The 14201-nt window shown below is 54.8% G+C and carries 14 protein-coding genes and 1 other RNA gene; 9 read left to right on the forward strand and 6 right to left on the reverse strand.

The window, feature by feature from the left end:
- Positions 1-51: 51 nt before the first annotated feature.
- The gene (cof, locus tag KGP16_RS06200; RefSeq protein ID WP_094981195.1) at positions 52-873 is read left to right on the forward strand and encodes an HMP-PP phosphatase; all 822 of its coding nucleotides are present in this window, start codon (positions 52-54) and stop codon (positions 871-873) included.
- Between the two features lie 79 nt (positions 874-952).
- Here the strand turns inward: cof and KGP16_RS06205 are convergent, their stop codons facing one another.
- The gene (locus KGP16_RS06205; RefSeq protein ID WP_094981194.1) at positions 953-2002 is read right to left on the reverse strand and encodes a PLP-dependent cysteine synthase family protein; all 1050 of its coding nucleotides are present in this window, start codon (positions 2000-2002) and stop codon (positions 953-955) included.
- Positions 2003-2124: 122 nt separating this feature from the next.
- Between KGP16_RS06205 and KGP16_RS06210 the strand changes: the two genes are divergently transcribed.
- The 5 genes from KGP16_RS06210 (at position 2125) to amtB (ending at position 8149) form a co-directional block, all read left to right on the forward strand.
- Entirely contained in the window at positions 2125-2586 is a 462-nt protein-coding gene (locus tag KGP16_RS06210) for an Lrp/AsnC family transcriptional regulator (protein ID WP_021180156.1), read from the forward strand.
- A gap of 80 nt (positions 2587-2666) precedes the next feature.
- Complete coding sequence (locus KGP16_RS06215) at positions 2667-4442, forward strand: SmdA family multidrug ABC transporter permease/ATP-binding protein (protein ID WP_223500976.1); 1776 nt, start codon at positions 2667-2669, stop codon at positions 4440-4442.
- A complete protein-coding gene (locus KGP16_RS06220; RefSeq protein ID WP_223500977.1) occupies positions 4435-6213 on the forward strand; it encodes a SmdB family multidrug efflux ABC transporter permease/ATP-binding protein in 1779 nt (592 codons plus the stop codon). The genes KGP16_RS06215 and KGP16_RS06220 overlap by 8 nt, the downstream gene beginning before the upstream one ends.
- 273 nt (positions 6214-6486) lie before the next feature.
- Positions 6487-6825 carry a P-II family nitrogen regulator gene (gene glnK / locus KGP16_RS06225; RefSeq protein WP_004949337.1) on the forward strand — a complete coding sequence of 113 codons (339 nt, stop codon included), beginning with the start codon at positions 6487-6489 and terminating at the stop codon, positions 6823-6825.
- Positions 6826-6862: 37 nt separating this feature from the next.
- Positions 6863-8149 carry an ammonium transporter AmtB gene (gene amtB, locus KGP16_RS06230; RefSeq protein WP_021180153.1) on the forward strand — a complete coding sequence of 429 codons (1287 nt, stop codon included), beginning with the start codon at positions 6863-6865 and terminating at the stop codon, positions 8147-8149.
- 53 nt (positions 8150-8202) lie between these two features.
- Here amtB and tesB read toward each other — a convergent pair whose 3' ends face one another.
- Complete coding sequence (gene tesB / locus KGP16_RS06235) at positions 8203-9066, reverse strand: acyl-CoA thioesterase II (RefSeq protein ID WP_021805471.1); 864 nt, start codon at positions 9064-9066, stop codon at positions 8203-8205.
- Between the two features lie 235 nt (positions 9067-9301).
- Here tesB and KGP16_RS06240 point away from each other — a divergent pair, with 235 nt between their 5' ends.
- A complete protein-coding gene (locus KGP16_RS06240) occupies positions 9302-9790 on the forward strand; it encodes a YbaY family lipoprotein (protein ID WP_223500978.1) in 489 nt (162 codons plus the stop codon).
- A gap of 54 nt (positions 9791-9844) precedes the next feature.
- On the opposite strand, the gene KGP16_RS06245 is transcribed toward KGP16_RS06240, so the two are convergent.
- Positions 9845-10159, reverse strand: a complete 315-nt coding sequence (locus KGP16_RS06245) for an MGMT family protein (protein ID WP_021180150.1) — start codon at positions 10157-10159, stop codon at positions 9845-9847.
- Between the two features lie 209 nt (positions 10160-10368).
- On the opposite strand from KGP16_RS06245, the gene ffs reads away from it, so the two are divergent.
- Positions 10369-10465: signal recognition particle sRNA small type (gene ffs, locus KGP16_RS06250), an RNA gene on the forward strand.
- A gap of 76 nt (positions 10466-10541) precedes the next feature.
- On the opposite strand, the gene KGP16_RS06255 is transcribed toward ffs, so the two are convergent.
- Positions 10542-12329, reverse strand: coding sequence for an adenine deaminase (locus KGP16_RS06255; RefSeq protein WP_223500979.1), 1788 nt, complete (start codon positions 12327-12329; stop codon positions 10542-10544).
- A 137-nt stretch (positions 12330-12466) separates the two neighbouring features.
- On the opposite strand from KGP16_RS06255, the gene KGP16_RS06260 reads away from it, so the two are divergent.
- Positions 12467-13393: a LysR family transcriptional regulator gene (locus tag KGP16_RS06260; RefSeq protein ID WP_059200026.1), complete on the forward strand. Its 927-nt coding sequence runs from the start codon at positions 12467-12469 to the stop codon at positions 13391-13393.
- Between the two features lie 81 nt (positions 13394-13474).
- Here the strand turns inward: KGP16_RS06260 and KGP16_RS06265 are convergent, their stop codons facing one another.
- A complete protein-coding gene (locus KGP16_RS06265; RefSeq protein ID WP_021180142.1) occupies positions 13475-13678 on the reverse strand; it encodes an HHA domain-containing protein in 204 nt (67 codons plus the stop codon).
- Positions 13679-13728: 50 nt separating this feature from the next.
- Complete coding sequence (gene tomB, locus KGP16_RS06270; protein ID WP_021180141.1) at positions 13729-14097, reverse strand: Hha toxicity modulator TomB; 369 nt, start codon at positions 14095-14097, stop codon at positions 13729-13731.
- Positions 14098-14201 lie beyond the last annotated feature (104 nt).

Consider the following 14201-nt stretch of genomic DNA (forward strand, 5'->3'; position numbering starts at 1 on the left):
ACCACCCCATACTGCGTTGATTGCCATTGTGCTCACATTTACGAGGTTCCTATGTATCGCCTGGCCGCTTTCGATATGGACGGCACCCTGCTGACCCCCGATCACCGTGTCGGGCCGGAAACGCTGAGCGCGTTAAAGCAGCTTATCGACAGGGAGATGGTGGTGACCTTTGCCACCGGGCGGCATTACCTCGATGCCCAGCCGATCATGGCGCAACTGGGTTTACAAGGTTACCTGATCACCGGTAACGGCACTCGCGTCCATGATCAGCAAGGGCAGCAACTGCATGCTACCGACTTACCGGCGGAGATTGCCGAAGAAGTGTTGCATACCCACTGGCGTACTTCTGCCAGCATGCACGTGTTTCGTGATGAGGGATGGTTGACCGAAACCGCGGTGCCGGAAATGCTGGCTGCACATCATCTCAGTGGCTTTCATTTCCAACTCACCGATTTGCGCCGTCTGTCCGCGTTTGGCAACAGCAAAGTCTGTTTCTGTGCCCCTCATGAAGAACTGGTCAAACTCCAGGCACAGTTGAGTGAACATTTCGGTACCCGTGTCGATTTGTGCTTCTCGGCCTATGATTGCCTCGAAGTGCTGCCAAAGGCGTGCAACAAGGGAGCAGCATTGGACAGGCTGAGCCGCCATCTGGGGCTGACGCTGGCTGATTGCATGGCCTTTGGCGATGCGATGAATGATAAGGAAATGCTGGCGGGAGTCGGGCACGGCGTGGTGATGGGCAATGCCCTGCCACAGTTGAAATCGTTACTGCCCCAACTACAGGTTATCGGCCACTGCGAACAGCAGGCGGTGGCTCACTATTTACAACATTGGCTGCGTTCACCACACCTCACCTATTCCCCCGAATTCTGAGGTATTAGCATTACAGCCGGCCGGGTATGACTACCCGGCTTTTTTTATCCCCTGAACTTCGTATTAATAACTTAATAACTTACTTTTCTAACAAGTTAGCCAGTTGGGTACTGTAATGCGTCAGATCGCCGATATGGTTGCTGACCCAGTCGCTGTTGTAATAGGTATCCAGATAGCGTTCACCGCTGTCGCATAGCAGGGTGACGATGGCACCTTGCTCGCCTTTATCCCGCATCTGCCTGGCCAGTTGCAGTGCTCCCCAGACGTTGGTCCCGGTGGACGCGCCTACCTTGCGGCCAAGAATACCTTCCAACCAGTAAATGGTGGCGATACTGGCGGCATCAGGCACGCGCATCATGTTGTCGATCACCGAAGGGATAAACGACGGTTCGGCGCGTGGGCGACCAATCCCTTCGATGCGGCTGCCACAGCTGCCGATGAGGGTGCGATCGCCATGATGGAAGCAGTCGTAGAACACCGAGTTTTCCGGATCGACCACGGTGAGCTGGGTATCATGCCCTTGATAGCGAATGTAGCGCCCCAGCGTTGCCGAAGTGCCGCCAGTGCCTGCACTCATCACGATGTGTTTCGGAACCGGGTGCGGTTCGCGCTCCATCTGGCGGAAAATACTGTCGGCGATGTTGTTGTTACCACGCCAGTCGGTGGCGCGTTCGGCAAAGGTGAACTGATCCATATAATGGCCGTTCAGCTCTTTGGCCAACTCCTCTGACACCGCATAAATCTGGGCAGCATGATCGACAAAATGGCTGCGGCCACCGTAAAAGGCGATTTGCTCGACCTTACGTTTAGCCGTGCAGGAAGGCATTACCGCGATAAACGGCAGGCCGAGCAGGCGAGCAAAATAGGCTTCAGATACCGCCGTGCTGCCCGATGAGGCTTCAATAATCGGCGTGTTCTGGTTGATCCAACCGTTACAGAGCCCATAAAGAAACAGCGAACGCGCCAGGCGGTGTTTCAGACTGCCGGTGGGATGGGTGCTTTCATCTTTCAGGTAAAGATAGATGCCGGGAAATTCCGGCAGGTTCAAGCGGATCAAGTGCGTATCGGCGGAGCGTTGGAAATCCGCTTCTATTTCACCAATAGCATATTTTACCCAAGCGTTTGTCATGATCTGGCCTCAAAATAGGGTCTTAATTTATGCAGTAGCATAGCGGTTCAGCGAGAAAAAAGGATTGCCATTTTTCCTGTTTAATCGCCTAATGGGAGAAATATTTTCTATGAAATCACCTTATGTTGGATAAAACAGACCGTAAACTGTTGTGCATGCTGCAACAGGACTGTACGCAATCGCTGCAAGTGCTGGCCGAAGCGGTGAATCTGACCTCAACGCCTTGCTGGAAACGGCTAAAAAGGCTGGAAGATGAAGGTTACATTCGCGCGCGTGTCGCGCTGCTGGATAATGAAAAGCTCGGGCTTGGCCTGACGGCGTTTGTGCTGATAAAAACCCAGCAGCACAGCAGCGAGTGGTATCAGAAATTTGTCGATCTCACCGCGCAGATGCCGGAAGTGTTGGCGTTTTACCGTATGGCGGGGGAGTATGATTACCTGATGCAGGTCGAGGTAGCGGACATGAAAAGCTATGACAATTTCTATAAACGCCTGGTGACCGGCGTGCCGGGGCTGATTGATGTCACTTCCAGCTTCGCGATGGAAAAAATCAAATACACCACGGCGCTACCCGTGCCAGAGTGAAATCGTCACTCTACTGTTGAATGTTAAGGTTGCAGGGCTGCAGCCGGGAATTTGTCGGATACTGTCTGGAATAAAACTGCGTGAGACTCTTTGCTCAAATCGGCTGGTATTTCCGCCGCGAGTGGCGCCGCTACCTCGGGGCCGTGGTGCTACTGATTGCCATTGCCATCCTGCAACTGCTGCCGCCTAAGCTGGTTGGCATCATTGTTGATGGTGTCACCAAGGATCAGATGTCCAACAAGGTACTGATGGCCTGGCTGGGGTTGATGATTGGTACCGCCATTGTGGTTTATCTGCTGCGCTACGTGTGGCGAGTGCTGCTGTTTGGGGCTTCCTACCAACTGGCCGTCGAACTGCGGGAAAACTTCTATCGTCAACTCAGCCGCCAGAACCCGGCCTTCTATCTGCGCCACCGTACCGGCGATCTGATGGCCAGAGCGACCAATGACGTTGACCGCGTAGTGTTTGCGGCCGGTGAAGGCGTGCTGACGCTGGTGGACTCTTTGGTGATGGGGCTGGCGGTGCTGATCGTGATGAGCACCCAGATCAGCTGGCAATTGACCCTGCTTTCACTGATCCCGATGCCGATCATGGCGATCGTCATCAAATACTATGGCGATCAGCTGCACCAGCGTTTCAAGTCGGCGCAGGCCGCGTTCTCCAGCCTTAACGATCAGGCACAGGAGAGCATGACCAGCATCCGTATGATCAAGGCTTTTGGCCTGGAGGATCATCAGTCCAACCAGTTTGCCGAAGTGGCCGCGCAAACCGGCGCGAAGAATATGCACGTGGCGCGAATTGATGCGCGCTTTGATCCGACGATTTACATCGCTATCGGTGCGGCTAACCTGCTGGCGATCGGCGGCGGTAGCTGGATGGTGGTTAACGGTTCCCTCACGCTGGGGCAACTGACCAGCTTTGTCATGTACCTCGGCCTGATGATTTGGCCGATGCTGGCGCTGGCCTGGATGTTCAACATCGTCGAGCGCGGCAGTGCCGCCTATAGCCGTATCCGCAGCCTGCTGGAAGAGGCACCGGCCGTGAAGGATGGTGAACTCGATCTGCCCGCCGGGCGCGGCAACCTGACTGTGGACATCAATGCCTTCCATTATCCGCAAACCAGTAAACCCGCGTTGCATGACGTGGCGTTGCAGTTGCAGCCGGGGCAAATGTTGGGATTGTGTGGGCCTACCGGTTCGGGTAAATCGACGTTGCTTTCGTTGATCCAGCGTCAGTTTGATATTGATGACGGCCATATCAGCTATCACGGCTTGCCACTCACCCAGATCAAGCTCGACGAGTGGCGTTCACGCCTGTCGGTCGTTAGCCAGACGCCGTTCCTGTTCTCCGATAGCGTGGCCAATAATATCGCCTTGGGCAACCCGGCGGCCACTCAGGAACAGATTGAACAGGCCGCGCGCCTGGCCAGCGTGCATGAAGATATTCTGCGTTTGCCTCAGGGTTACGAGACCGAGGTGGGTGAGCGCGGCGTGATGCTTTCTGGCGGCCAAAAACAGCGTATTTCCATCGCGCGGGCGCTACTGCTGGAGGCGGAAATTCTAATCCTCGACGATGCCCTCTCGGCGGTGGATGGGCGCACCGAACACCAGATCCTGCATAACCTGCGCAGTTGGGGGCAAAACCGCACGGTGATCATCAGCGCGCACCGCCTTTCGGCCCTGACGGAAGCCAGCGAAATCCTGGTGATGCAACACGGCTCGGTGGTACAGCGCGGGCAGCATGGGAAATTGGCTAGTGAGCCTGGCTGGTATCGCGACATGCATCGTTATCAGCAATTGAAAGCGGCGTTGGATGAGGCTCCTGATAGCTCCGAGGAGGTTTTGGCCGATGAGTAAGATACAAACTATGTGGCCAACGCTGAAACGTTTGCTGGCTTATGGCTCGCCTTATCGTAAACCCCTGGGATTGGCGGTATTGATGTTGTGGGTAGCGGCGGCGGCGGAAGTCGCCGGGCCAATTCTGATCGGCTACTTTATTGATAACTACGTTGCCAAAGGACAGCTGCCGCTGATGATCGTCAGCTCCCTGGCGGTGGCTTATATCCTGCTGGAACTGCTTGCTGCGGCGTTGCACTATTTCCAGGCCATCCTGTTTAATCGGGTGGCGGTCGGGGTGGTACAACGGTTACGCACCGATGTGATGGATGCAGCCCTGCGCCAACCGCTGAGCGCCTTTGATACCCAGCCTGTTGGGCAATTGATCTCGCGGGTGACCAACGATACCGAAGTGATCAAAGATCTGTATGTGATGGTGGTGTCCACGGTACTGAAAAGTGCGGCGCTGATCGGGGCGATGCTGGTGGCGATGTTCAGCCTGGACTGGCGCATGGCGCTGGTGGCGATCTGCATTTTCCCGGCGGTGATGGTGGTGATGGGGATCTATCAATATTACAGCACGCCGATCGTGAGGCGGATGCGTAGCTACCTGGCGGATATCAACGATGGCTTCAACGAAGTGATCAGCGGCATGGGGGTGATCCAGCAGTTCCGTCAGCAGATCCGTTTTGGTGAGCGCATGAGTGCGGCCAGCCGCTCGCATTACACCGCCCGGATGCAGACGCTGCGCCTGGATGGTTTTCTGTTACGGCCACTGCTTAGCCTGTTCTCTGCCTTGGTGCTATGTGGCCTGTTGATGCTGTTTGGCTTCAGCGGTGAAGGCGCGATTGGCGTGGGGGTGCTGTATGCCTTCATCAACTATCTTGGCCGTTTGAACGAACCGTTGATTGAGTTGACCGCCCAGCAATCGATATTGCAGCAGGCCGTGGTGGCCGGTGAGCGTATTTTCGAGCTGATGGATCGCAGCCAGCAGAGCTATGGCAGTGACGATCGCCCGTTGGCGAGCGGCCGTATTGATATCAGCGACCTGAGTTTTGCCTACCGCAGCGACAAAAAAGTGCTGCAACATATCTCGTTGCAGGTGCCGTCACGGGGTTTTGTTGCCTTGGTGGGTCATACCGGCAGCGGAAAGAGCACCCTGGCTAACCTGTTGATGGGCTATTACCCGCTGAGCGAAGGGGAAATTCGTCTGGATGGCCGCCCGTTGTCCAGCCTTTCACATCGTACCCTGCGCCAAGGCATTGCCATGGTGCAGCAAGATCCGGTGGTGATGGCGGAATCGGTGCTGGCAAACGTCACGCTTGGTCGCTCCATCGGTGAAGAGGCGGTCTGGCAGGCGCTGGAAACGGTGCAACTGGGGGAACTGGTACGTAGCTTCCCACATGGCATCCATACGCGCCTGGGGGAGCAGGGGAATAATCTGTCCGTGGGACAGAAGCAGTTGTTGGCCTTGGCGCGCGTGTTGGTCCAGGCACCGCAGATCCTGATCCTGGATGAAGCGACCGCCAATATAGATTCCGGCACCGAGCAGGCGATCCAGCGTGCCTTACGGCTGATCCGCGAGCAGACGACGCTGGTGGTGATCGCCCATCGCCTTTCAACCATTGTGGATGCCGACTCTATTCTGGTACTGCATCGCGGTCATGCCGTGGAGCAGGGGAACCATCAGCAGTTGTTGGCACAGCAGGGTCGCTACTACCAAATGTATCAGCTACAGCTGGTGGGTGAAGAGTTGGCTGCTACGACTCGCGATGAAACTCAGCCCGCATAATCTTAAGCAAGGGCTCCGCTCCAGGAGCCCGCACCACCAACAGGCAATAGCGCTTTTCAACTCCCTCCTACTGCACTTTCCCAACGCGTAATGCACCAAAAAAGTGCACAATCTTCCGGCTGCGATCTCTGCTTTCGTCCAGTGCTGGCCTCTGGTTGTGGGTATTTCTATATAATCAATTGAATTTAAATAAAAAATAATTTGTGGCACAGCCTTTGCTTTATATGACTCGTACCGGGGGTAAGTTTTTGGGCTTAATCGTGGAGAGGCAATATGAAGCTGGTTACCGTGGTGATCAAACCATTCAAGTTAGAGGACGTGCGTGAAGCTTTATCCTCTGTAGGTATTCAGGGGCTGACCGTAACCGAAGTCAAAGGCTTTGGCCGCCAGAAGGGTCATGCCGAGCTCTATCGCGGGGCGGAGTACAGCGTCAATTTCTTACCTAAGGTCAAAATTGATATCGCTATTGCCGATGACCAACTGGATGAAGTGGTTGATGTGATTAGCAAGGCGGCCTACACCGGCAAGATCGGTGACGGCAAAATTTTCGTTGCCGAATTGCAACGTGTGATTCGAATTCGTACCGGCGAAACCGACGAAGCGGCTCTGTGATCGCAGGCTCAGTCAACTGAATGGGGATGGATTGATAATGAAAAGACTGTTATCCACGTTGGGCCTGAGTTTGGTAACCCTGGTTCCTTCTTTGGCTCTGGCCGCTCCGGCGGTGGCAGACAAGGCGGACAACGCCTTTATGATGATTTGCACCGCGCTGGTGCTGTTTATGACTTTACCGGGAGTGGCGCTGTTTTACGGCGGCCTGCTGCGCTCGAAGAACGTCCTCTCAATGTTGACTCAGGTGACCGTCACCTTTGCCCTGGTGTGTGTGCTGTGGGTCATTTACGGCTACAGCCTGGCGTTCAGCGAAGGTAACGCCTTCTTCGGTGGCTTCCAGACGGTGATGCTCAAAGGGATCGGGATAGACAGCCTGACCGGCACCTTTAGCCAGATGATCCACGTGGCGTTCCAGTGCTCCTTCGCCTGCATTACCGTGGCGTTGGTGGTGGGCGGCTTTGCTGAGCGCATCCGCTTCTCTGCGGTGGTTATTTTTGCCGCCATCTGGTTCACGATTTCCTACTTGCCAATCGCGCACATGGTTTGGGGCGGTGGTTTCCTGGCAACCGACGGCGCGTTGGATTTTGCGGGCGGTACCGTGGTGCATATCAACGCCGCGAGCGCTGGTCTGGTGGGGGCCTATCTGTTGGGTAAACGTGCCGGCTATGGTAAAGAGGCCTTCAAGCCACACAACCTGCCGATGGTATTTACCGGAGCCTCGATCCTGTATATCGGCTGGTTTGGCTTCAACGCCGGTTCAGCCAGTGCGGCCAACGGTATTGCAGCGCTGGCGTTCCTCAATACGGTAATAGCCACTGCCGGTGCAATCCTCTCCTGGACCTTTGCCGAGTGGGTCGTACGGGGCAAACCTTCTCTGCTGGGAGCCTGCTCGGGCTGTATCGCTGGTCTGGTTGCGATTACGCCAGCGGCAGGTACCGTGGGTGTAGGCGGTGCGCTGATTATCGGCCTGGTAGGTGGTATTGCTGGTCTGTGGGGCGTGGTTACGCTGAAGAAATGGCTGAAAGTAGACGACACCTGCGATGTGTTTGGTGTGCACGGGGTTTGCGGTATCGTTGGCTGTCTGTTGACCGGTGTCTTTACCGCCTCATCACTGGGCGGAACGGGCTATGCCGATGGCGTTACCATGGGGCATCAGGTATGGGTCCAGTTGATGAGCGTTGTTGTGACGCTGGTGTGGTCAAGCGTGGCCGCGTTTATCGCCTTTAAGGTCGCCGGGGCCGTGGTGGGGCTGCGTGTACCGGAAGAGCAGGAACGCGAAGGCCTGGATGTGAACAGCCACGGCGAGAATGCTTACAACCAGTAAAATACGTTGAATTAAACCCTGAGGGGGCGATGGAAACATCGCCCCTTTTTCATTTAAATATCGCGCTTGCGGATCACGCCTTCTTGCACAGTCGTGGCTACCAGCACACCGTCGCGGGTGTAGAACTGGCCGCGCACAAAGCCACGGGCACCTGAGGCTGAGGTGCTTTCTACCGCATACAGCAGCCAATCGTCCATGCGGAACGGACGGTGGAACCACATTGAATGGTCAATGGTCGCCACCTGCATTCCCGGCTCTAGGAAACCGACACCATGCGGCTGTAGCGCCGTCAGCAGGAAGTGGAAGTCAGAGGCGTAGCCAAGCAGATACTGATGGATCCGCAGGTCGTCCGGCATGGTGCCATTGGCGCGGAACCAGACATGGCGATAAGGCTCTTCCACGCTGCCCTTCAACGGGTTGTGGAATTTCACCGGGCGCATTTCGATCGGCTTCGGGCCAATGAATTTGTCGCGCACCTTTTCCGGCAGCATATGCGACAGCTTTTGTGCAATTTCTGACTCCGACATCAATCCTTCCGGCGGTGGAACATCCGGCATGGTGTTTTGGTGCTCAAAACCCTGCTCGGGGCTTTGGAAAGAGGCCGTCATATAGAAAATGGGTTTGCCATTTTGAATGGCGCTAACGCGCCGCGCGCTGAAACTATTGCCGTCGCGCAGGGTTTCTACGTCATAAACAATCGGTTTGCTGCTATCCCCAGGGCGCAGGAAATAGCTGTGGAAGGAGTGAACGATACGCTCCGCAGGAACGGTTTGCTTGGCAGCATACAGCGCCTGGCCGACCACCTGACCGCCAAAGACCTGGCGTAACCCCAGATCTTCGCTTTGGCCACGAAATAAACCTTCTTCAATTTTTTCCAAATCCAGCAGTTCGAGGAGGTTGTGCAGTGCCTGGCTCATAAAGTGGCGATCCTTTTAGTTATCATGTTGCGCAGTGTGCTGAATATGATGGCAGGACGTCAATATATTGCGTTATTTCGGCGGAGGAAGCTGTTGCAGCCAGAGGCATGCGTCATGAGCCCTTCGGGCTATTTAGGTCTAGTCCGATAGGCAGTTGTTAGTATTTTGTGCTAGGTTTAATCAGTGTGGTGGTTTAAGCCACTAACATGTAACTAATAATAAAGGAGACCGACCCATGAAACTCTGGCAAATGGTAGGGGGAGCAGCTGCATTGACGATCACACTGGCAGGCTGTGCCCACAAGAATGCGGATGTGCCAACGCAGACGGCTAACGCTGCGGCCTCGCAAACGCAGATCCAAGGCCCGGTGGTCAAGGGCTCAGTTAATATTCGTCAGCGTATCGCGCTGCCACCGGATGCGGTACTGACCGTGACCCTGTCCGATGCATCACTTGCTGATGCCCCTTCACGAGTGATTTCACAGCAGGCGATACGTACCGAGGGTATGCAGAGTCCGTTCCGCTTTACGCTACCGTATAACCCTGCGGACATTCAGCCTAATGCGCGTATCATCCTGAGCGCGGCGATTACGGTGAATGGCCAGTTGATGTTTATCACCGACACGATCCAGGAAGTGATTAACCGCAATGGGACCCAGGCCGATCTGCTGCTGGTACCGGTACAAAACGTTCCGGTTCAGGTCACTCCGACCCCAGATCCGTAAGCAGCAGTGCCTGCATCTGACAGCCTTTGCGCCTCTGGCCAGAGGCTGTTTTTTTTACCCGTGCCAGCCATACAGTTCAAAATCAACCGTGCTCTGCGGGCCGAAAATAATTCCCTCTGCCAGTAACGCCTGCCGTTGGCGCTGAAAATCTTCACCCTGCTGTGAGATCTGCCCGTGGCGGTTAATGACCCGGTGCCAGGGTAGGGTGCTGCCCTCTGGTAAACGCCGTAATACGCCGCCAACCTGGCGTGCCGCCCGGGGTGAGCCTGCCAGCCGTGCAACTTCGCCGTAGGTGGTGACCTTGCCAGGAGGAATGGCGGCCAGGATATGAAATACGCGCTGGCTGAAGGTTGCGTCTTCTGGTTGCATGGCTCTCTTCCTGCGTGATGAGTTAGGCGGCGAATATTTCGCTCCTGACAATTTAGCAACATTGCTGCTTGGTAACCAATCCAAACGAGTGCGCGATAGGGGGAGATGGGTAAGAAAACAGCGGTTGCTCCCGGTTGGCTTGCTATTTGCCTGGCCATCACCGATAATGCCCACCGCTTCGCAATTCAAGAAGCCGTCAATGGGGGCCCTGTTGGTTCTCCCGCAACACTAACTGGTGAACTCGGTCAGATCCGGAAGGAAGCAGCCGTAGCGAGTGACGTGTGTGCCGGGATGTAGCTGGCAGGGCCTCCACCAATTTCTAGCTTTCTCCCCTCCCAAAAAAAAGCACCGACAAGCCGCCGATGCCTTACCTATATATTATTTATGCCGGGGTTTCCCAACAGGCAACCAGCGGATCAACGATCTGGCGTGTTGTGCCATCGGTCAGGCCCAAATCCGTCAGGTGCGGTCCGGCATTGCATGCCAGGCAGGTGCCCTCAATCGCTTTGAACACCCGGTAGGGTGGTTCCCAGTCTGCAACCTTGGCACTCAGATCGCGCAGGTTTTTAAACTGCTGCGCCAGCTGTGCGGCGGGAAGATCGGAAAGCATACCGGCGATCGGCATGGCCACCTGCGCCAATATTTCACCGTTCTGGCTGAGAGCCATGCCGCCGCCGGTAGCGATCAGCGCGTTAGCGGCCAGCGCCATGTCATTAGGATCGCGGCCCAGCACCACCAGGTTATGCGAATCATGAGAGTAGCTGGTGGCAATCGCCCCCCGTAGTTCGCCCCAACCTTCCAGCAATGCCAACTGAGGCTTGGCTGGGTGTCGGGCGTGGCGATGCTGTACCCAAATCAGACTGAATCCCGGCGGGAGCTGTACCTTGCCGTCGCGCACTTCTACCGTGGTTTTATTCCATTGGGTAAAACGTGCCCCTTTGATATGGCGCAACGTGGCCTGGCCGTGACGAATGGCCGCAACCCGCATGATGAAATCATCTGCGGCCAATGGTGGCAGATGGAGCGTGTCACGTGGTGCGGATACGCCTGGCGTAGCTTGTACTGGAGCCAGCATTTTGCCTTGCTCTGCCAGACACTGGCCAGCAACGTAAACCCGGCTGGCCTGGAGGTGTTCCAGGGAGTCAAAGACGACCAGATCGGCGATCCTTCCTGCGGCAATCAGGCCCAGATCGTTACGTTGCAAGCGTATGGCGGCATTGAGCGTAGCCATCCGTAGTGCATCGGTAGCCGGTAATCCGTGTTCAATCAGCAGATTGAGCAGGGCGATAACGCCGCCTTTCTCCAGCAGCATATCGGGAGGTACATCATCAGTGCAGAGAGTGATTTGAGAGGAGAAATGCGGCAGCGATTTTAATGCCGCAACAATTTCAGGCAACAGATAAGGATGAGAACCTCGGATCTCCAGCGTCAGCCCAGAGCGTAGTTTCTCCAGAGCATCGGCAGCAGAGGTCAGCTCATGATCGGAGGTTACGCCTGCGGCCAGATAGGCTTGCAACTGCGGACCGCTCAAACCGCGCGCGTGGCCTTCAATCAATTTGCCGCTGTTAAGCCCGGCGTTTAGGATCTCCTGCATTCGTTCGCTGCCGTGCAGCACGCCGTGCATATCCATCACTTCCGCCACGCCGCCCACTTCGGGCCAGGCTAACATGGTATCCATCTCGTTGCCGCCAAAGTCGGCACCGGACATTTCCAGCCCAGGCGTCGAAGGCACGCTGGAGGGCGCCGCGCAGATCACTCGCAGGGGCAGGTTGCGGCTGGCATCCACCGCGTAGCGCACTCCCGCAACGCCAAGCACGTTCGCCAATTCATGCGGGTCCCAGAAGATGGTGGTGGTGCCCTGTGCGACGACGATCTCGGCATAGCGTTCTGGCAGCAGGTGGGAACTCTCAACGTGCACATGGGTATCGATCAGACCAGGGCTGAGGTAGGCTCCCGCCAGGTCTTGCGTCCGATGTGCCGTTGGCAAGGAACCACAAGGATGAACGCTGGCGATTAGCGGGCCGACAATGCCAATATCAACCAGGCGGATTTCCCCGGTGACCATGTCGATCAGGTTGGCATTGCTCAGCAAGAGATCAAACGGCGTATTCCCCAGCGCAGCCTGTACGGCACGTTGGCGTTCACCGTTACTGACAGAAAAGGTGGTCATGATAATCCCCGGAATAAAAGTAAGGGAGTTACTGTAGGCGGGGGCGTAAGCTTTGCACAGATGATTTAATTTATTGTGTGATAAGAAACGTTTATGCTGTGGCAAACGTTTACCTCTTTTCCTGGCAGGTTAGGCCTATGTCCGAGCCATGGCGACGGTTACCCGCGCTTTCCCTCAAGCAAATTCAGTACTTTGTAACCCTGGCGCAGCTACGACATTTCACTGATACCGCCAGCCGTCTGGCGATCAGCCAGCCCGCGTTAAGCAGTGCGCTGCGGCAAGTCGAAACCGTGCTTGGTGGGAAGTTAGTCAATCGAACGGCCTCTGCAGTGACCCTGACGGAACTAGGCACGGCGATCCTGCCGCATGCGCAACGGCTGCTGAATGTGGCTCACGCTACCTTTGATGATATGCAGCGCGTCATGTTGGCCGGAGGGGATGGCACGTTACGTATCGGTCTGGTGCCTTCGGTGAGCAACCTGCTGTTTCCTGCGGTACCGCGATTGCTGGCGCAACATTTCCCGCGGTTACGCGTAGAATTCCACGATCAAACCAATGATTCCCTGCTGCTACAGTTGGAAAATGGGCAGATAGATTTCGGCATAGGGGCTTTGGACAGCTCGGTGCCAGATCGGCTTGAGATTTATCCGTTGCAGGAAGATCCGTTTGTGGCGGTGATGCGCCGGGACGATCCCTTGGCAGATCCATATCATCTGCCCTGGCGGCAATTGGCAAACAGAGATATTGCGGTATTTTCGAAAGGGAATAGCAGTCGATTGGTATCGGCACTGGCGGAAAGCCATCGTCTGAACTTAACGGCGCGTTATCAGGTCGATTTTCTGGAAACGCTGTATGGTTTGGTACGGTCACAATTAGCGGTGGCTATTTTGCCGCAGCTTTATACGACGCATTTAAACGATGAAGAATTAACCGTTATTCAATTACAACAGCCATTACTTAACCGCACTGTGGCACTTATGCGCAGCGCAAAACAAAATCACTCACCTTTAATTGAAAACTGTTTCCAGTTGCTACTGCACGATTTTCAACTCAGGGGCAAGTAAACTTGAGTTTTTAAGATAATGCTTAATCTGAGCGACCATTGAAGCCGATAATATTATCGGCTCAACGCAAGGCTACTTTGATTATCTTACAAATTTCCAAACGGCGACCGGAATTTTATCGTATAGCTTGTTCATGGTCAGTTCGGCCAGGCGATGATCGGCGGCAGAGTAGAACAGCTCTAGCTCATCGTCAGAAAGTTCGTACTTATTTTTCTCGATCACGCGCTCAAGGGTTTCAATCGTGGTGCATTTACGCAAACGCATCAGATAGTCAATTTTTGTCATGATAACCTTTAGTCTTATTAACCATAAATTTATTTGAGGATAATTATCCCCTAAGTTTTCATTGTGGTACAGACGCCCTCTCCTGAGAACAATCTGAATGTGCGTGCCTTGGTTTTTTGCCAGCGACGCAAATCGGAGTCATTAATACCGTAGCTGCTAAACAGCGTGTAGGTATCGTCGAGGTACTCTTCGACCAGTTCCGATAAATCACCTTCGTCCATGTATTTAATTTTAAAACTCATTACAAACGAAGCAATATGTTCGATCAGCTCATTAAGCTGCAGATTGACGGCGGACGTTGGATCGTTTACCCAGCCGTGATGGCTGTCACCCAGGGTAGCGATGCCTTCGTCGTACAAATTTTCACACAAAAATTTGAGTTGAGCAATATCGTGCCTTTTAGGCGAATACTCATCCATATCATCCCCCGTCAGTCTTAATTTCGGTGTTGATAACACTCTGTGAGTACATTGATTTACATCATATGTTGTGAAGCTTAGCTCAGGCTTAATAAACTTTCAGC

The organism is Serratia sp. JSRIV006, from assembly GCF_019968685.1.
Classification (GTDB): domain Bacteria; phylum Pseudomonadota; class Gammaproteobacteria; order Enterobacterales; family Enterobacteriaceae; genus Chania; species Chania fonticola_B.

What these genes read in the sequence shown, in the direction of transcription:
- cof (WP_094981195.1), top strand. Translation starts at nt 52, where the DNA reads ATGTATCGCCTGGCCGCTTTCGATATGGACGGCACCCTGCTGACCCCC.
- KGP16_RS06205 (WP_094981194.1), bottom strand. Translation starts at nt 2,002, where the DNA reads ATGACAAACGCTTGGGTAAAATATGCTATTGGTGAAATAGAAGCGGAT.
- KGP16_RS06210 (WP_021180156.1), top strand. Translation starts at nt 2,125, where the DNA reads ATGTTGGATAAAACAGACCGTAAACTGTTGTGCATGCTGCAACAGGAC.
- KGP16_RS06220 (WP_223500977.1), top strand. Translation starts at nt 4,435, where the DNA reads ATGAGTAAGATACAAACTATGTGGCCAACGCTGAAACGTTTGCTGGCT.
- glnK (WP_004949337.1), top strand. Translation starts at nt 6,487, where the DNA reads ATGAAGCTGGTTACCGTGGTGATCAAACCATTCAAGTTAGAGGACGTG.
- amtB (WP_021180153.1), top strand. Translation starts at nt 6,863, where the DNA reads ATGAAAAGACTGTTATCCACGTTGGGCCTGAGTTTGGTAACCCTGGTT.
- tesB (WP_021805471.1), bottom strand. Translation starts at nt 9,066, where the DNA reads ATGAGCCAGGCACTGCACAACCTCCTCGAACTGCTGGATTTGGAAAAA.
- KGP16_RS06240 (WP_223500978.1), top strand. Translation starts at nt 9,302, where the DNA reads ATGAAACTCTGGCAAATGGTAGGGGGAGCAGCTGCATTGACGATCACA.
- KGP16_RS06245 (WP_021180150.1), bottom strand. Translation starts at nt 10,159, where the DNA reads ATGCAACCAGAAGACGCAACCTTCAGCCAGCGCGTATTTCATATCCTG.
- KGP16_RS06255 (WP_223500979.1), bottom strand. Translation starts at nt 12,329, where the DNA reads ATGACCACCTTTTCTGTCAGTAACGGTGAACGCCAACGTGCCGTACAG.
- KGP16_RS06260 (WP_059200026.1), top strand. Translation starts at nt 12,467, where the DNA reads ATGTCCGAGCCATGGCGACGGTTACCCGCGCTTTCCCTCAAGCAAATT.
- KGP16_RS06265 (WP_021180142.1), bottom strand. Translation starts at nt 13,678, where the DNA reads ATGACAAAAATTGACTATCTGATGCGTTTGCGTAAATGCACCACGATT.
- tomB (WP_021180141.1), bottom strand. Translation starts at nt 14,097, where the DNA reads ATGGATGAGTATTCGCCTAAAAGGCACGATATTGCTCAACTCAAATTT.